Origin of the sequence: Halodurantibacterium daqingense, from assembly GCF_042666235.1 — a bacterium.
Classification (GTDB): Bacteria; Pseudomonadota; Alphaproteobacteria; order Rhodobacterales; family Rhodobacteraceae; genus Halodurantibacterium; species Halodurantibacterium daqingensis.
The window spans coordinates 152011-165879 of record NZ_JBHTFQ010000005.1 but is presented as its reverse complement, the minus strand read 5'-3'; the positions used below and the strand labels follow the sequence as shown (position 1 = coordinate 165879).

The following is a 13869-nucleotide window of genomic DNA, read 5'->3' as shown; positions in this document are numbered from 1 at the left end:
ATGTCGGCCGCAGCAGAACCTATCGCCGTGACACAGCGCGAAATCGTGTCCTTCCGGGTTGCCGGTCAGGACTTCTGCATCGACATCGGTTCGGTGCGGGAAATCCGGGGCTGGACGCCGACCACCGTCCTGCCACACGCCCCCGACTACATCCGCGGGGTGATGAACCTTCGGGGCGCCGTGCTTCCCGTGGTTGATCTCTCGGCGCGGCTTGGCCTTGGCGCCGCCGAACCCAGCGAACGCCATGTCGTGATCATCGTGACGATCGGATCCAAGACGGTGGGCCTTCTGGTCGAGGCCGTTTCAGACATCCTCAGCGCACCCGGCGAAGACTTCAAGCCGACGCCGGACGTCGTTTCCGACAAGGCGAAGGCATTCGTGGAGGCGGTGCTTTCGGTCGAGGACCGTCTGATCCGTCTGATCGAGCTGGATTTGATCATGCCTGCTACGCTGGGGGTCGTGAAATGACGATTGCCGCGGGCGCGCAGCCGGCCATCGCACTTTCGGCCGATGAGTTCCGTCGGCTCGCAAAGCTGGTGTATAGTGAATCCGGCATCGTCTTGCCGGATTCCAAGAAGCCGCTGGTCATCTCCCGCCTGTCCAAGCGCCTCCGGACCCTGGGCATGCAGAGCTTCGCCCAGTATCTGGCACTGGTCGAAAGCGGGCAGGGCGGCGATGAACGCGGCTGCATGATCTCCTCGCTTACCACCAATGTCACGCGCTTCATGCGGGAGGAGCACCACTTCCAGCGTCTTCGCACGGTGGCACTTCCCCCACTGATCGAGCGCGCCCGCCGTGGCGGGCGACTGCGGATCTGGTCGGCTGGCTGTTCCACCGGAGAAGAGCCCTACAGCCTGGCGTTCACCTTGCTCGACATGTGGCCCGAGGCTGCGAAGTTCGACGTCAAGATCCTGGCAACAGATATCGATCCTCAGGTGATCGCGACGGCGACTGCCGGACAGTATTCCGAACAGGCGCTGGAGCCTTTGCCGGCGGCAACGCGCCAGCGCTATCTGCGTCCGGTGGCCACCCGGACGGGCTATTACGAGGTGACCGACGTCGCGAAGGGGATCATTACGTTCAAGGTTCTCAATCTCCTGGCGCAATGGCCGTTCCAGGGGCCATTCGACATCATCTTCTGCCGGAATGTCGTCATCTATCTTGATGCCGAAACCAAGGATGTACTCTGGCGCCGCTACGCCCAGTTGCTTGCGCCCGGCGGGCATCTTTTCATCGGACATTCCGAGCGGATCTCTGCCTCGGCAGTGCCGTATTTTCACAGCGAAGGCGTTACCAGCTATGTGCGCACGGAAGCGCCGGTGCGCGATGCGCAGCCTCTCCACCAGCGATAAGGAAGCGATGCATGTCACTCAAGAACAGTTTGCGGATCATGGTGGTCGACGACATGTCGGTGAGCCGGGCGCTCATCACCCAGGCGCTGGATGAAATCGGTATTTCGAATTACCAGACCGCGAATGACGGGCACTCCGCCCTGACGATGCTTGCGGCCAACCCGGTGCATCTTGTCGTGTCGGATTACAACATGCCGGGCCTTGACGGCTTGCAATTGCTGGAGGCCTTGCGAATGAACAAGGCGACGCAGCGTATTGGCTTCATCCTGATCACGGGGCGCGCCGACCGGGAGGTGATCGAACGCGGGCAGAAGCTTGCAATGAACAACTTTCTCAAGAAGCCGTTCACGACCGAGCAAATGAAACAATGCATCGAGCAGGTGGTGGGCAAGCTATGACAGACGCTGCCGTGTCGGCGCTTGGCGCGGTCCTTGACCGCTGCGCCAACGAACTTGCGGCTCTTTCCCAAGAGGCCGCACGCATCGACCAGCTTGTCGGGGCGGCGCTTGCCCAGGAGGCAGGACAGGGCACCGAAATGCGGCAGCTTCTGCTGCAGGAGGGGCAGAAGGTGGATTACCTGCGCCAGGGGATCGAGGATATGACGCGGTTCATGACCCGCCTCTCGCAGGAAGTTCCTGCCTCGGTACAGGTCAATTCCGAATGGGCCATCGGCCTTCTCCATCTCCAGGATCTTGCGGAACGGCTGGTGGGACCCAGGGCGACAGGTTCCATGACGCAGACAGACCTGCCCGACGCGGGGTCAGTGCACTTGTTCTGACGCCGTTTGTCGCCACCCACTACCCGGACTTGCCGAACGCAGTGCTTCCGCGGCCGACTTTCTGGCGCTGCGCGAGGCGCGTCGGCCGTCTCTGACGAAACCGGAATGACCTGCGGTATCGGCCGGGCATGCTGCGCCGAATGCGGAGCTCGAACATGCTTCTGGTTGAGAGCGTCGAAGCCGGCCGACAGCTGAAGCATCTGGCTTCTGCGGAGGTGAGGGCTCTCACGGAGCCCAAGGGATCAGGCACCAGCGACGCGGGCCTGTTCAATGACCCCGGCGGTTTCTGACCAACCGTTCAAGACATATGCGGCAACCGAGCATTCACCCGGCACTGGATGCGGGTGGTGGTGGAGGATGCCCGATCGCGCCTGCTGGCGTCTCGCTTGCCTTGACGCGGAGACGGTCGCACCGCGGCCCGCGATCGGCCGCGACGCATCCGCAAAGCCAGACAGCGGATGCCGCGACCGCGGAACCTGTTCGATCACGGCGCGTTCCGGATCAGCGTCAGACGTGACACCAACCAGGAGGGGATAATGCAGGAGACCAGATGTGCCGCGCTGGAGGGACGGCTTGTTGCCCACCGCAAGATGCTGGCCCTGCTTGGCCGGCATCTGCCAGCAGAGGCACAGGCCGATCTGCGTCTGTTCCTTGAGGACCGGCAATTGATGCGGGATCATCAGGAGGATCCGGGCGCGGTGCCGACGCCCGAGATGGCGCTTCTGGCCGCCGAAGCAGACGAGTTCCGGCTGCTTCTTCTGGCGATGGAAACGCCGCACCGCTGATGTCGCGGGGGAAGGCCAGGCGGCGGGACGTTCCGGTCGTTCGCGGCGCATCGTCTGGCCGGGTGTTCACGGCGGAAGGACCGGCGCTGCGGGCGGCCGGACAGATCGCGCCTGCTCAGGTCCGGGCGTGAGCGTCCTGCTGACGGACGCGCCCGCCTCGGCCAGGCATCGTCTTGAACGGTATCCTGCGCTGGCCGGTTTGACTGCGGTCGAAACAAAGCCTCCGAAGGTATCGCGGACCTGTCGGGTTCGCGGAATCAGACCGCCCGGACAGGTGCCCTGCACGGACCCGCGTGGCATCGGCGATGTGCATGATCACCCGATCGGCGGCCTGCCTTCGTGATGCCCCCAGTGGACGCGAGAGGTGCGGGGAACCACGATCCCGATGCAAGGGCGCCAGCGCGCAGCGACGATGCCCTCGCCAAGTAGCCACAGTCATGCCAGTAATGCGCGACCCAATCGCGAGGAGAAGCTGATGACATCCCCTGCCTACGTTATCGATCCGCCCGCTTGCTCCAGCCTTCCCGTAGCAGGGACCGACAAGCGTTTTCCCGTGCACCGGATCTTCTGCGTGGGGCGCAACTATGCCGCCCATGCCGTCGAAATGGGGCATGATCCCGACAAGGAGCCGCCGTTCTTTTTCCTCAAGAGCCCATCAAACCTTGCGACGGATGGCGCGGCTTTTCCCTATCCGCCCGCAACAGGGGATGTGCACCACGAGGTTGAGCTGGTGGTGGCCCTGTCACGCGGTGGGGCCGATATTCCTGTCGAAACGGCTCTCGAACATGTTTTCGGTTACGCCGTGGGGCTGGACATGACACGGCGCGATCTGCAGGCCGAGGCAAAGGCACTGGGTCGCCCTTGGGAGGTTGGCAAGGCCTTCGACCATTCTGCGCCCTGCGGCACCCTTGTTCCGGCAAGTCGCATCGGGCATCCCGAAGCAGGTACGATCACCCTGCGGGTAAATGGCGCACCCCGGCAGGCCGGCGATCTTGCCCAGATGATCTGGAAAACGCCAGAGATCATCGCATACCTGTCCCGTCTCTTCACGTTGCAGCCGGGCGATCTGATCATGACGGGCACCCCGGCCGGGGTCGGGCCTGTCGTGCGGGGCGACCGGCTCGATGCAGAAATCGACGGCCTCATACCGCTCGCAGTCGCGGTGACGTGACGCTGCAGCGCTTGACCTTCCAGTCACGGGAAGGTTCACAAGGGGGGAAACGACTCGGAAGGAGCGCTCCATGTCCGTTTCCCGAACCCTTCTCCTGCCCCTGACCGGGATCAGTTGCGCTGGATGCATCGGCCGCGCCGAGCGGGCGGTCGCCTCGCTGTCAGGCGTCGATCGCGCCGAGGCAAGCCTTGCTACCAGCACCCTGCGCATCGAAGGCGGGTTCGATCTGGCGGAAGTGGCCGCAGCCCTTGCGCGGGCCGGATATCCGGCGGCCGAAACACGGACGCGGCTTGCCCTGCACGACATGACCTGTGCATCCTGCGTGGGCAGGGTCGAGCGCGCGCTGCAACAGGTCGAAGGGGTGCTTGAAGCCTCGGTCAACCTTGCCACGGAAACAGCGACAGTTCGCCACATCGCGCTGCCGGACTGCGCCGAAGCGCTGGTCCGGGCCGCCACAGCGGCAGGTTACCCGGCAGAGATCATCGGCGACCGGCCCGATCCTGCTCAGGCGACGGTGCAGTCGGATGAGACGCGGCAAATGGCGCGGCGGACGCTTGTCGCCGGCGCGCTGACGCTGCCGGTTTTCATGCTCGAGATGGGTAGCCATGCAGTCCCGGCCATGCATCACTGGGTGATGGACACGATCGGCATGTGGGAAAGCTGGATCCTGCAATTCCTGCTGACCACAGCGGTCCTGGCCGGGCCGGGGCGACGCTTCTACCGCCAGGGATTTCCGGCGTTGGTGCGGGGCGCCCCGGACATGAACAGCCTTGTCGCGGTGGGCACAAGTGCCGCTTACGGGTTCTCCGTCATTGCAACTTTCGCGCCGTCGCTTCTGCCCGAGGGCAGCCGCGCGGTCTATTTCGAGGCTGCGGCGGTGATCGTCACCCTGATCCTTCTGGGCCGGTGGCTTGAGGCGCGAGCCCGTGGCAGGACGGGCGCCGCGATCGCGCGTCTGGTGGGGTTGCAACCGCGCGCGGCGCGTGTCGAACGCGAAGGGGTCACCGTCGACATGCCGGTCGAGGCAATTCGGCCCGGCGACCGCGTGCATCTTCGGCCTGGCGAACGCGTTGCGGTTGACGGCGAGGTGGTCAGCGGCAGCTCGTTCCTGGACGAGAGCATGATCACCGGGGAACCCGTGCCGGTGCAGAAGCTGCCGGGCGCGACGGTGACCGGGGGCACCGTGAACGGCAGCGGCGCGCTGGTGTTTCGCGCCACGCATGTCGGCGCCGATACGGTTCTGGCGCGGATCATCCGCATGGTTCAGGATGCACAGGGGGCCAAGCTGCCCATTCAGGCGCTGGTGGACCGTGTGACCTATCGTTTCGTGCCTGCGGTGATGGCGATCGCGGCGCTGACACTGGCCGGCTGGCTGCTGGCCGGGGCAGGGATCGGCCCGGCCATGGTCGCTTCCGTTGCTGTGCTGATCATTGCCTGCCCCTGCGCGATGGGGCTGGCCACGCCTACATCGATCATGGTGGGCACCGGGCGGGCTGCCGATCTTGGGGTTCTGTTCCGCCGGGGAGGGGCCTTGCAGGCCCTGGCGGGCGTCAGGACCGTTGCCTTCGACAAGACCGGCACGCTGACCGAGGGCCGGCCGGCCCTGGTTGCGCTCGAGCTTGCGCCGGGACAAAAGGCGGATGAGATCCTGCGACTGGTCGCCGCGGTCGAGGCACGTTCGGAGCATCCCGTCGGCCGGGCGATCGTCGAGGCGGCCGAGGCGCGCGGGCTTGCGCTGCCCGAAGTCGTCCGGTTCGCCGCACTGACCGGCCTTGGCCTGCAGGCCGAGGTTGATGGGCGAAGCATCCTGGTGGGCGCCGACCGCCTGATGACGCGCGAGCGGGTATCCCTGGGTGCCCTTGCCGATGCGGGTGCGGCCCGGGCCGCACGCGGCGATACGCCGCTTTACGTCGCGATCGACGGGACCGCTGCCGCGATGATCGCCGTGGCGGACCGCATGAAGGCCTCTACCCCGGGGGCTATCGCGGCGCTCCATCGGCTGGGGCTGCGCGTTGCAATGATCAGCGGTGACAACCGTGCGACCGCCATGGCCATCGCCGCCGAGCTGGGCATCGACCATGTGGTCGCCGAGGTTCTGCCCGATGGCAAGGTCGAGGCGATCCGGGCCTTGCAGGCCGAGGGTTCCGTTGCCTTTGTCGGGGATGGGGTCAATGACGCACCGGCGCTGGCCGCCGCCGATGTCGGCGTTGCGATCGGAACCGGAACTGACGTGGCGATCGAAAGCGCCGAAGTGGTGCTGATGTCCGGAGATCTGAACGGTGTCATCAACGCGCTGGAGGTCAGCCGGCACACCATGCGCAATATCCGCCAGAATCTCTTCTGGGCCTTTGCCTACAATACGGCCTTGATCCCGGTTGCTGCGGGCGTGCTTTTCCCGGCCTTCGGGCTGCTTCTGTCGCCGCCGCTTGCCGCAGGGGCAATGGCGCTGTCCAGTGTCTTCGTTCTGGCCAATGCGCTGCGGTTGCGCAGGGTTGCAGCCGATCGTCGCGGAAGCCATTCGAGCATATCCGAACCGACACTCGCGAGCGGGGCCATCCCATGAACATCAAGCGCGCCGCGCAGGTTTCTGGCCTTCCCGCAAAGACAATCCGCTATTACGAGGATATCGGCCTGGTCCGGCCCCTGCGCGACATGAACGGCTATCGCGTCTTTCGGGAGAACGACGTTCACAAGCTCGCGTTTCTGGGCCGTGCGCGCGCGCTGGGGTTCAGCATCGAGGAATGCCGCGCCCTGCTTGAGCTTTATGCCGATGATTCCCGCGCGAGCGAGGATGTCAAACGGCTGGCCCGGACGCATCTTGACAGGATCGCGGCCAAGATCGCCGAACTGCAAAGCCTGCAGGCCACGCTGTCGCAGCTCGTCGCTGCCTGCGCCGGTGACAAGCGACCCGACTGCCCGATCCTCGCCGATCTTGCCGGAAAACGCGCCTCGCTTCCGGCCGGGAAGCTGCCGCCGTAAAGCTCTCGGGCACTTGACCTTCCAGTGACTGGAACATTCACAACGGCCAGGCTGGATTCGCCCGGCGTTGAAAGGAGCTTCGATGGAATTTCATGTAACAGGCATGACATGCGGACATTGTGAAGCGGCAATCCGCACTGCGATCCTCACCCATGCGCCGTCCGCAACGGTCACCATTGATCGTGATGCGGGGCGGGTGCGGGTTGAGGGCGCGGATGACGAGGCCGCGGTTCTCGCTGTGATCCGCGAGGAAGGTTACGAGGCGACCAGCGACCGATCCGTCAAATAAGGAGAATTCTATGCCGAACCGATTTATAGCCGCTGTTGCATCCGCAACGCTTCTTGCCCTGGCCAGCGCGGCAAGTGGTCAGACGCCGGGCCACGGGCATGCGCATCATGGGCAACCCGGAACGACCAGCCCCTCGACCGAGGCCTTCGCCGCGGCTAATGCGCGAATGCATGCGGACATGGAGATCGATTATTCCGGAGACGCCGATATCGACTTTGCGCGCGGCATGATCCCGCACCATGAAGGTGCGGTAGCAATGGCGCAGATTGTGCTTGCGCATGGCCACGATCCGGAGTTGCGCGCCCTGGCCGAAGAGATCATCGCGGCACAGGAGGCCGAGATCGCCTTTCTGAAGGACTGGCTGGCCCGTCACGACCAATGACACGGGACGGCGACGCCAGGGGCTGATGTGGCAACCGCGCCGCCCTGCGGCGGCGCGGCTGTCATCGATGGGATAGGGCACGGGCGCCCGGTCTGCATCTGCGCGGCAGCTCAGAATGATTCCCAGGATCCGGCACCTGCCACAGACGCCTTTCGGGCCGGGGCGGGGCGTTGCGCCGGGGCAGCCGCAGCACGCCCATCGGGCCGCGACGCAGTTGTCGGCACCTTCGGCCGGGTCTCGGCCACCCGGAACCGTGCGAGGGTATCGTTCAACTGCTCGGCCTCCGACAGAAGGGAGGTGGCAGCTGCCGTACTCTGCTCGGCGACGGCCGCGTTCTGCTGCGTTGCCACGTCGATCTGGTTCACACCGGTGTTGATCTCGGTCAGGCCGCGGGCCTGATCGTTGGCAGCAGTGGCAATTTCGGCCACCAGGGTCGACACCTCCGAAACCTTGCGCAGGATGTCTTCGAGGCTTGCGCCGGTCTTTCCGACAAGGGCGCTGCCTTCCTCGACCTGCTGCGAACTTTCCGAAATGAGCGCCTTGATTTCGCGCGCCGAGTCCGAGGCGCGTTGCGCGAGCGCCCGAACCTCGGAAGCGACGACAGCAAATCCTCGTCCTGCGTCCCCCGCGCGGGCGGCCTCGACCCCGGCATTGAGCGCAAGCAGATTGGTCTGGAAGCTGATGTCGTCGATCACACCGATGATCCGGGTAATCTGATCCGAGCTTTTCTCGATCTGCCGCATGGCGGCGACCGCTTCGCGCACAATCGCGCCGCCGGCTTCCGCTTCACGCTTGTTCTCAAGTGTGGCCTGGCTCGCCTGGGCGGCCTTGCTGGCCGTCGCCCGCACGCTTTCGGTCAGCTCGTTGAGCGAGGCCGCCGATTGTTCAAGCGTGGCCGCCTGGGTTTCCGCGCGCGAGGACAGATCCTGTGCGACCTGGGCGATTTCGGTCGCCCCGCCGCGCACGCCGCCCGCGCTTTCCGAGATGGCAAGAACCATGTCGTTCAAACTGTCGACCAGGCCATTGAACGTCTGACGCAACTGCTCGTAATCCGACGGGAAGGGGTTTGCCGGCGGGCTGTCGATCTTCTGGGTCAGGTCGCCTTCGGCCAGCCGCTCCAGCCCCTGGGTCAGGTCGCGAACCACGCGTTCCTGCTCGATCTGCCGTTGCCGCTGACCCGCCTGCTGGCGCGCCGCCTCGGCAAGCTGGTCCCGGAATTCCGACAGATTGCGAGCGATCACACCGATCTCGTCGCCATGATCCACGCCGGGAACCACCGTTTCGAACTTGCGCTGCGCGATGCTGCTCATTGCGGTGGATACGCCCGTGACGCCGTTGGAGATGCGCTGCCCCAGCCACCAGCCCAGCAGGATGCCGGAAAAGATGCAGGCCGCTGCAATACCCACCACCAGACGGACCGTTTGGCCCGACTGGTCAAGCCCCAGGGCACCGAGCCGGTCGCGGGCGTCATCGGCGGCCCCGGCAACAGCCGAGAATATTTCGTTCAGTTCGGGCCCAAGTGGCACAAGATCCTGCCGGAAGGTCGTTTCACGTGCGAACAGCGCCGTAGCCAGATTGTCGGATTCGCTGCGGTAGTTCGAGATGAGGTCACGCAGCTGCTGCGAAAGCGACCGCCGAAGCGGGCTCGCCGTGCTGTTGTGCAAGGCTTCGTTCAACTCGTCTGCCAAGGCGAGCGTCGACTGGATCTGTTCGATCTTTGCCGGATCGACATCCTGGGCGAATCTCTCGGTCAGAACCCGGGCTTCGAGCACCTTGTCCAGAAGTTCGCCGCCGCTCAGAACCAGTTGGGTATCGCCGTCCCCGGCTCCTGCGGTCAGGATCGCCATTGCCGTTTCCTGCATCGGCCGTTCCAGCGCTGCAAGGCGGGCAATCGCTTCCGTCGCGGCGGAATGCTGGGCAACCATCCGGTCAAAGCCATCCATATAGGCCGCCACCTTGCGCTCGATATCGGCAAGCTGACCTTGCTGATCGGGCCTGAGAAGGATGTCGTGCGCACGCTCCGTGATTTCGACCAGTTTCGCCGATTCGGCGGCGAACTGGTCGATCTGCCCGGGGCTGCGTGTGGCCATCCAGTAGACCAGCCGGAAGCGCATCTGCGCCAATCCCAGCGACATTTCCTTCGCGATCGCCGACTCCCGTGCGGCCGTCCGATAATCCTGGAAGGTCTCGGTGATCCGGTTCACGCCGCCAAAGGCGGTGACGGCGAGCACCGTCAGCAGTATGACCATCCCCCCAAAACCGCCGAGTATCTTGAGTCTGATCGATATGTTCCGCATCTGGGTGCCTCATCTCCTTGCATGCTGCGGAGACGGTCGCTTTGAAATCCTAAGATTCAGTTAGGTTTCGCCCGAGGCCTGCTGTTTATTACGCCAGGTGAACCACGTTGTTACGCCAGGTGAACCACGGCCGCCGACAAGCTGCGGATTGTTGAAAAGGCGCTGGCCGACCGGCCACGGACCTGCCGCGCCGCAACGGCGTAGCGCCGAACCGGTCTTCGGCGGCGGTTCATGCTCGCAGAGGAAGGCCGCTTCGGTGCAGTCACCAGTGGCAGGATGCGCCCGACCTGAGGCGCGCGGGGGGCCGAGTTGCGAGCCAATGCAAATGGGGCACGATTGGCACCGGCTGAGGCTGCGTCACCTGCTGTCCTCCTCGGTTGGCAGACCGTCCCACCGGGGCGCGAACGCGTCTCCACGGCTGGCGATGAAGCTGCCGAACTGCCCGAGCGTCACCGGCCCCGGAAGAGGATAGCGTGCCTTGATGTCCTGTTGCACCGCATCCTGATATCCTGCCAGCGCCCCGAAGTCGCGGGGATAGAGATCGGGATCAAAGCCAAGAAACGCGCCGCGGCGCGACGCATGCGTGGCGATCAGACGCCGCCAGTCGTCGATCGGAGGCAGGCCCACGCAATCGACGCCGTGCTGGAACAGTGTCAGGTGAATGTCCTCGTAGCGTTCGGCCCCGTTCAGATATCGTTCCAGCGCCTCGAGCGAGGGCTGCATGTTGAACTTCATCCAGTAGGGCACCGAGCCGGTGCGCAGCGTCCAGTGCGGCTCGACCATGAGGAAGCTCTCGACGAACAGGCGGTTTGCCGCCATGCCGCGCGCATGGTAAAGGCTGCGGTGGAACTCGGCCACCAGGGGCGAAAGATCCTCGGGTTCCTCAAAACTCACGGTGATGATCGGATGACCCTGTTCCCGCGCGAAAGCCTCGAGGTCGGCGCGCAGGGCGGGTTCGAAGCCCCATTCCGCCTCGGGCGCAGTGTGGTCGGGGGCCGGCGGCTCCCACTTGCGACGATGGCTTCCGTATTTCTCCAGATACTCGGCCACCGCGGGGCTGCCTTCGAAAAAATCCTTCTCCGAGGCGCCGCCGAGCGCGCCGAACTGAAAGAAATACCGGTCCGACACCCTAGTGACGGGCCATTTCCGCTGGCAATCGATCAGGATGATCGGATCGCCGGGTGACAGCGTGTCGCGCAGGAACTGCTTGTAGGCCTCGGCGAGACGACGCCACTTGACCCGGAAATAGGTCATGGTGTGCAGCATCAGTCGATCCTGGTTCGGATCATGCATGTGATGCAGCTGAAGTTCCGGATTGGCGGCGAGCAGCGCCTCGCCGGCTTCGCGGTGGCTGTCGAGGCCGGGAATGGCATCGTCGGGATGCACATTTGTCTGACGCACGGGCACGAACATCGTCTGGGGCAACCAGGGCATTCCCAGCGCCGTCGCAAGATGCGTCAGCGCCCCGTTTGACGATCCGATCATCACCCCGGGGTAGGGGCGGCGCGGATAAAGCCCGGTGACCCATGCCGCAATCCGCTCGGCGCTGACCTTGCCTGTCTGCGACGGCGCGATTCCCTCGCCCAGACCACCGCCCGCGTAGATCAGTTCGCGTATGGATTCGGGCAGGTGCGAGGCCAGCGGCAGGATCTTCTTGACCGGTCTGCCAAGGCCCCAGCCGGGAAAATCCTTGCCTTTGAGCGCAAGCGCCGTGGCACGCAGAAAGCCCGAAGCGGAATCGAAGTTCGAGATATAGGACGGCGGAAATGGCCGCATCATGAGGCTCCTTTCTCTGCCCTCTCGTCCAGCGAGAGGAGAAATGGCGTTGCGACCCGCACCAGTTCCAGGGCGCCGACCGCAACCATCGTATGTGCCGCGCCGGGAATGACACGCAGTTCGCCCCGCGGCAGCAGACGCGTGACCTCTTCCGCCCAGCCCTGGCTTACGTTCAGGTCCTTGGCGCCGCGCACAACCAGTGCGGGCTGATGGATCTGGGGCAGTTTCTTCTCGATCCGGTCGGCAAGCAGGTATTGGGCGGTGCGGATCGCCCGCCACGGCCCTGCCTGCAGATAGTCCAGAAGCGGCCCGATCCCGACCGAGCTTTCGCGGAAGGTATTGAGCGTATTGGCAAGCGCCGCGCGTCCCGGACTTCGCAACCGCGGATCGGCCGTCGGCCCCTGCAGCACCAGGGCCTGAACCGTTTCGGGATGTCGAACTGCGCATTCCACCGCGATCTGGCAACCAAGCGAATTGCCCAGAAGCACAGCCGGCCGCCCCAGGGCGGCGCGCATCCAGTGGGCCAGGACATCGGCAAGCTCGCGGATTGTCAGCACCTTGTTCGGCTTGTCGCTGCGGCCAAAGCCGGGCAGGTCCGGCGCAACGGTGGGGAAGCGCGCGCCCATGCGCTGGATCAGCGGCGTCATGTAACGGCTCGAGACTACCTGGCCATGGACGCAGACAATCGGTGGCCCCGCATGCCGCGGCCGCTGATCCGAGCGGCGGGAATGGATGCGCAGCCCCTCCAGCCGGTGCCACTGGGAGCGCACGCCCTCCTCGTGGCTGTCATCGCGGGGCCAGAGCCGCATCAGACCCACCCACGCCGCCGGCGGGAGCGCAGCTGACGTGGCAGCGCCCGGCGCCAGCGCGGCTCGGGCCTGCGTTCCCGCACAAGATGCCACCCCAGGCAGGCGACCCCTGCCAGCCCCAGCCCGAGAAGGCCCAGACGCAGGGCACCCGACCGTCCGTCAGAGGCTTCGTTGCGCCAGTTGCCGCTGACACCGGTCCATTCGGCCATGGGTGCCAGGATATTGCCTGGGCTATGGGGGGCGGGCGTATCGCGCAGGTGATTGCGCTCGACCATCCGCGCCATGAGCCGCTCGGTCAGGCCGGGCGCGACCGCATGGATCCTGGCCAGCATCCGACCGGAATTGCCGACGAAGACCTCGCGCATGGGGCGTTCGGCCATCTGCACGATCGTCGCCGCGCAGAGCTCTGCCGGATAGATCGGCTCCATGCCCTTCGCACCGCGGCCGGTGTAATTGGCGGCATGATGGAACAGCGGCGTGTCGATCGTGGCGGGCATCACCGTGCAGACATGGATGTCGGGCGCGTCCATCAGTTCCATCCGCAGGCTTTCGCCCAGGCCGCGGATCGCGTGCTTGGACGCCACATAGCCACTGGTATAGGGCTGACCCACATAGGACACCATCGAGGCGTTGTTGATCAGGACCCCATGACCCTGTTCGCGAAACACCGGCAGCACCGCCCGCGCGCCGTGAACATAGCCGAACAGATTGGTCTTGATCACATTGTCGAAGATTTCGCGGGGGATCTCCTCGAAGCGGCCGAACATGGCGACGCCCGCATTGTTCACCCACACGTCAATCCTTCCGAACTGTTCCACCGCGGCCTGACACAGCCGGCGCACCTGATCTTCGTCGCGTACATCCGTGGGCACGACCAGGGCGTTCGCGCCGGCGTTGCGGCATTCGGTGGCGACCTCTTCCAGCGCCTCGGCGCGGCGGGCGGCCAGCACCACCGTCGCACCGCGGTCAGCGAACATGCGTGCCGTCGCGCGCCCGATTCCGCTTGATGCGCCAGTCACGACGACGACAGCGTCTCTCAGCTTCTGTGGCATCTCTTTCTCCCGTAAGGATTTTTCGCTCCGACAACCGGAAGTAAGCCGAGATGTTCCGATCATTCGCCCGGTCGCGCACCGAGCTGGCGGGCACGCGCGGGCAGGTCTGACGTGCAGCTCCCCGATCTTCGGCGCATGGCTGGTGCGCTTGAGCCGTGTCAGTGCCCGGGGTATCGGAACGCTGAATGCCCGGCAGCGT

14 protein-coding genes are annotated in these 13869 nt (G+C 65.1%); 10 read left to right on the top strand and 4 right to left on the bottom strand.

Translation table 11 applies throughout. From position 1 onward, the window contains the following. The 10 genes from ACFQXB_RS10595 (at position 1) to copM (ending at position 7736) form a co-directional block, all read left to right on the top strand. Complete coding sequence (locus ACFQXB_RS10595; protein WP_377403176.1) at positions 1 to 468, top strand: chemotaxis protein CheW; 468 nt, start codon at positions 1 to 3, stop codon at positions 466 to 468. After that, positions 465 to 1352 carry a CheR family methyltransferase gene (locus ACFQXB_RS10590; protein WP_377403174.1) on the top strand — a complete coding sequence of 296 codons (888 nt, stop codon included), beginning with the start codon at positions 465 to 467 and terminating at the stop codon, positions 1350 to 1352. The genes ACFQXB_RS10595 and ACFQXB_RS10590 overlap by 4 nt, the downstream gene beginning before the upstream one ends. 11 nt (positions 1353 to 1363) lie before the next feature. After that, positions 1364 to 1750 (top strand): response regulator, encoded by a 387-nt coding sequence (locus ACFQXB_RS10585; RefSeq protein ID WP_377403172.1) that lies wholly within the window; start codon positions 1364 to 1366, stop codon positions 1748 to 1750. Next, a complete protein-coding gene (locus ACFQXB_RS10580) occupies positions 1747 to 2130 on the top strand; it encodes a hypothetical protein (protein WP_377403170.1) in 384 nt (127 codons plus the stop codon). Before ACFQXB_RS10585 ends, ACFQXB_RS10580 begins: the two co-directional genes overlap by 4 nt. Before the next feature lie 536 nt (positions 2131 to 2666). Beyond that, complete coding sequence (locus ACFQXB_RS10575) at positions 2667 to 2915, top strand: hypothetical protein (protein WP_377403168.1); 249 nt, start codon at positions 2667 to 2669, stop codon at positions 2913 to 2915. A gap of 475 nt (positions 2916 to 3390) precedes the next feature. After that, positions 3391 to 4086, top strand: a complete 696-nt coding sequence (locus tag ACFQXB_RS10570; protein WP_377403166.1) for a fumarylacetoacetate hydrolase family protein — start codon at positions 3391 to 3393, stop codon at positions 4084 to 4086. 70 nt (positions 4087 to 4156) lie between these two features. Next, positions 4157 to 6649: a heavy metal translocating P-type ATPase gene (locus ACFQXB_RS10565; RefSeq protein WP_377403164.1), complete on the top strand. Its 2493-nt coding sequence runs from the start codon at positions 4157 to 4159 to the stop codon at positions 6647 to 6649. After that, complete coding sequence (locus ACFQXB_RS10560; RefSeq protein ID WP_377403162.1) at positions 6646 to 7065, top strand: Cu(I)-responsive transcriptional regulator; 420 nt, start codon at positions 6646 to 6648, stop codon at positions 7063 to 7065. Before ACFQXB_RS10565 ends, ACFQXB_RS10560 begins: the two co-directional genes overlap by 4 nt. 82 nt (positions 7066 to 7147) lie before the next feature. After that, positions 7148 to 7354, top strand: a complete 207-nt coding sequence (locus ACFQXB_RS10555; protein WP_377403160.1) for a heavy-metal-associated domain-containing protein — start codon at positions 7148 to 7150, stop codon at positions 7352 to 7354. A 10-nt stretch (positions 7355 to 7364) separates the two neighbouring features. Then, on the top strand, positions 7365 to 7736 hold the full coding sequence (copM, locus tag ACFQXB_RS10550) for a CopM family metallochaperone (protein ID WP_377403158.1): 372 nt from the start codon (positions 7365 to 7367) through the stop codon (positions 7734 to 7736). A 110-nt stretch (positions 7737 to 7846) separates the two neighbouring features. Here copM and ACFQXB_RS10545 read toward each other — a convergent pair whose 3' ends face one another. The 4 genes from ACFQXB_RS10545 to ACFQXB_RS10530 form a co-directional block, all read right to left on the bottom strand. Further along, positions 7847 to 10033: a methyl-accepting chemotaxis protein gene (locus ACFQXB_RS10545; RefSeq protein ID WP_377403156.1), complete on the bottom strand. Its 2187-nt coding sequence runs from the start codon at positions 10031 to 10033 to the stop codon at positions 7847 to 7849. A gap of 357 nt (positions 10034 to 10390) precedes the next feature. Beyond that, the gene (locus ACFQXB_RS10540) at positions 10391 to 11809 is read right to left on the bottom strand and encodes a hypothetical protein (protein ID WP_377403154.1); all 1419 of its coding nucleotides are present in this window, start codon (positions 11807 to 11809) and stop codon (positions 10391 to 10393) included. Next, positions 11809 to 12618 (bottom strand): alpha/beta fold hydrolase, encoded by an 810-nt coding sequence (locus tag ACFQXB_RS10535; RefSeq protein ID WP_377403152.1) that lies wholly within the window; start codon positions 12616 to 12618, stop codon positions 11809 to 11811. Before ACFQXB_RS10535 ends, ACFQXB_RS10540 begins: the two co-directional genes overlap by 1 nt. Then, a complete protein-coding gene (locus ACFQXB_RS10530; protein WP_377403150.1) occupies positions 12618 to 13670 on the bottom strand; it encodes an SDR family oxidoreductase in 1053 nt (350 codons plus the stop codon). The genes ACFQXB_RS10535 and ACFQXB_RS10530 overlap by 1 nt, the downstream gene beginning before the upstream one ends. Between the last annotated feature and the right edge of the window lie 199 nt (positions 13671 to 13869).

Bases quoted from the DNA above. Each gene is read 5' to 3' on its own strand.
- ACFQXB_RS10535 (WP_377403152.1), bottom strand. From the start codon at position 12,618: ATGCGGCTCTGGCCCCGCGATGACAGCCACGAGGAGGGCGTGCGCTCC.
- ACFQXB_RS10575 (WP_377403168.1), top strand. From the start codon at position 2,667: ATGCAGGAGACCAGATGTGCCGCGCTGGAGGGACGGCTTGTTGCCCAC.
- ACFQXB_RS10570 (WP_377403166.1), top strand. From the start codon at position 3,391: ATGACATCCCCTGCCTACGTTATCGATCCGCCCGCTTGCTCCAGCCTT.
- ACFQXB_RS10585 (WP_377403172.1), top strand. From the start codon at position 1,364: ATGTCACTCAAGAACAGTTTGCGGATCATGGTGGTCGACGACATGTCG.
- ACFQXB_RS10540 (WP_377403154.1), bottom strand. From the start codon at position 11,809: ATGCGGCCATTTCCGCCGTCCTATATCTCGAACTTCGATTCCGCTTCG.
- ACFQXB_RS10555 (WP_377403160.1), top strand. From the start codon at position 7,148: ATGGAATTTCATGTAACAGGCATGACATGCGGACATTGTGAAGCGGCA.
- ACFQXB_RS10590 (WP_377403174.1), top strand. From the start codon at position 465: ATGACGATTGCCGCGGGCGCGCAGCCGGCCATCGCACTTTCGGCCGAT.
- ACFQXB_RS10545 (WP_377403156.1), bottom strand. From the start codon at position 10,033: ATGCGGAACATATCGATCAGACTCAAGATACTCGGCGGTTTTGGGGGG.
- ACFQXB_RS10560 (WP_377403162.1), top strand. From the start codon at position 6,646: ATGAACATCAAGCGCGCCGCGCAGGTTTCTGGCCTTCCCGCAAAGACA.
- ACFQXB_RS10530 (WP_377403150.1), bottom strand. From the start codon at position 13,670: ATGCCACAGAAGCTGAGAGACGCTGTCGTCGTCGTGACTGGCGCATCA.
- ACFQXB_RS10595 (WP_377403176.1), top strand. From the start codon at position 1: ATGTCGGCCGCAGCAGAACCTATCGCCGTGACACAGCGCGAAATCGTG.
- copM (WP_377403158.1), top strand. From the start codon at position 7,365: ATGCCGAACCGATTTATAGCCGCTGTTGCATCCGCAACGCTTCTTGCC.
- ACFQXB_RS10565 (WP_377403164.1), top strand. From the start codon at position 4,157: ATGTCCGTTTCCCGAACCCTTCTCCTGCCCCTGACCGGGATCAGTTGC.
- ACFQXB_RS10580 (WP_377403170.1), top strand. From the start codon at position 1,747: ATGACAGACGCTGCCGTGTCGGCGCTTGGCGCGGTCCTTGACCGCTGC.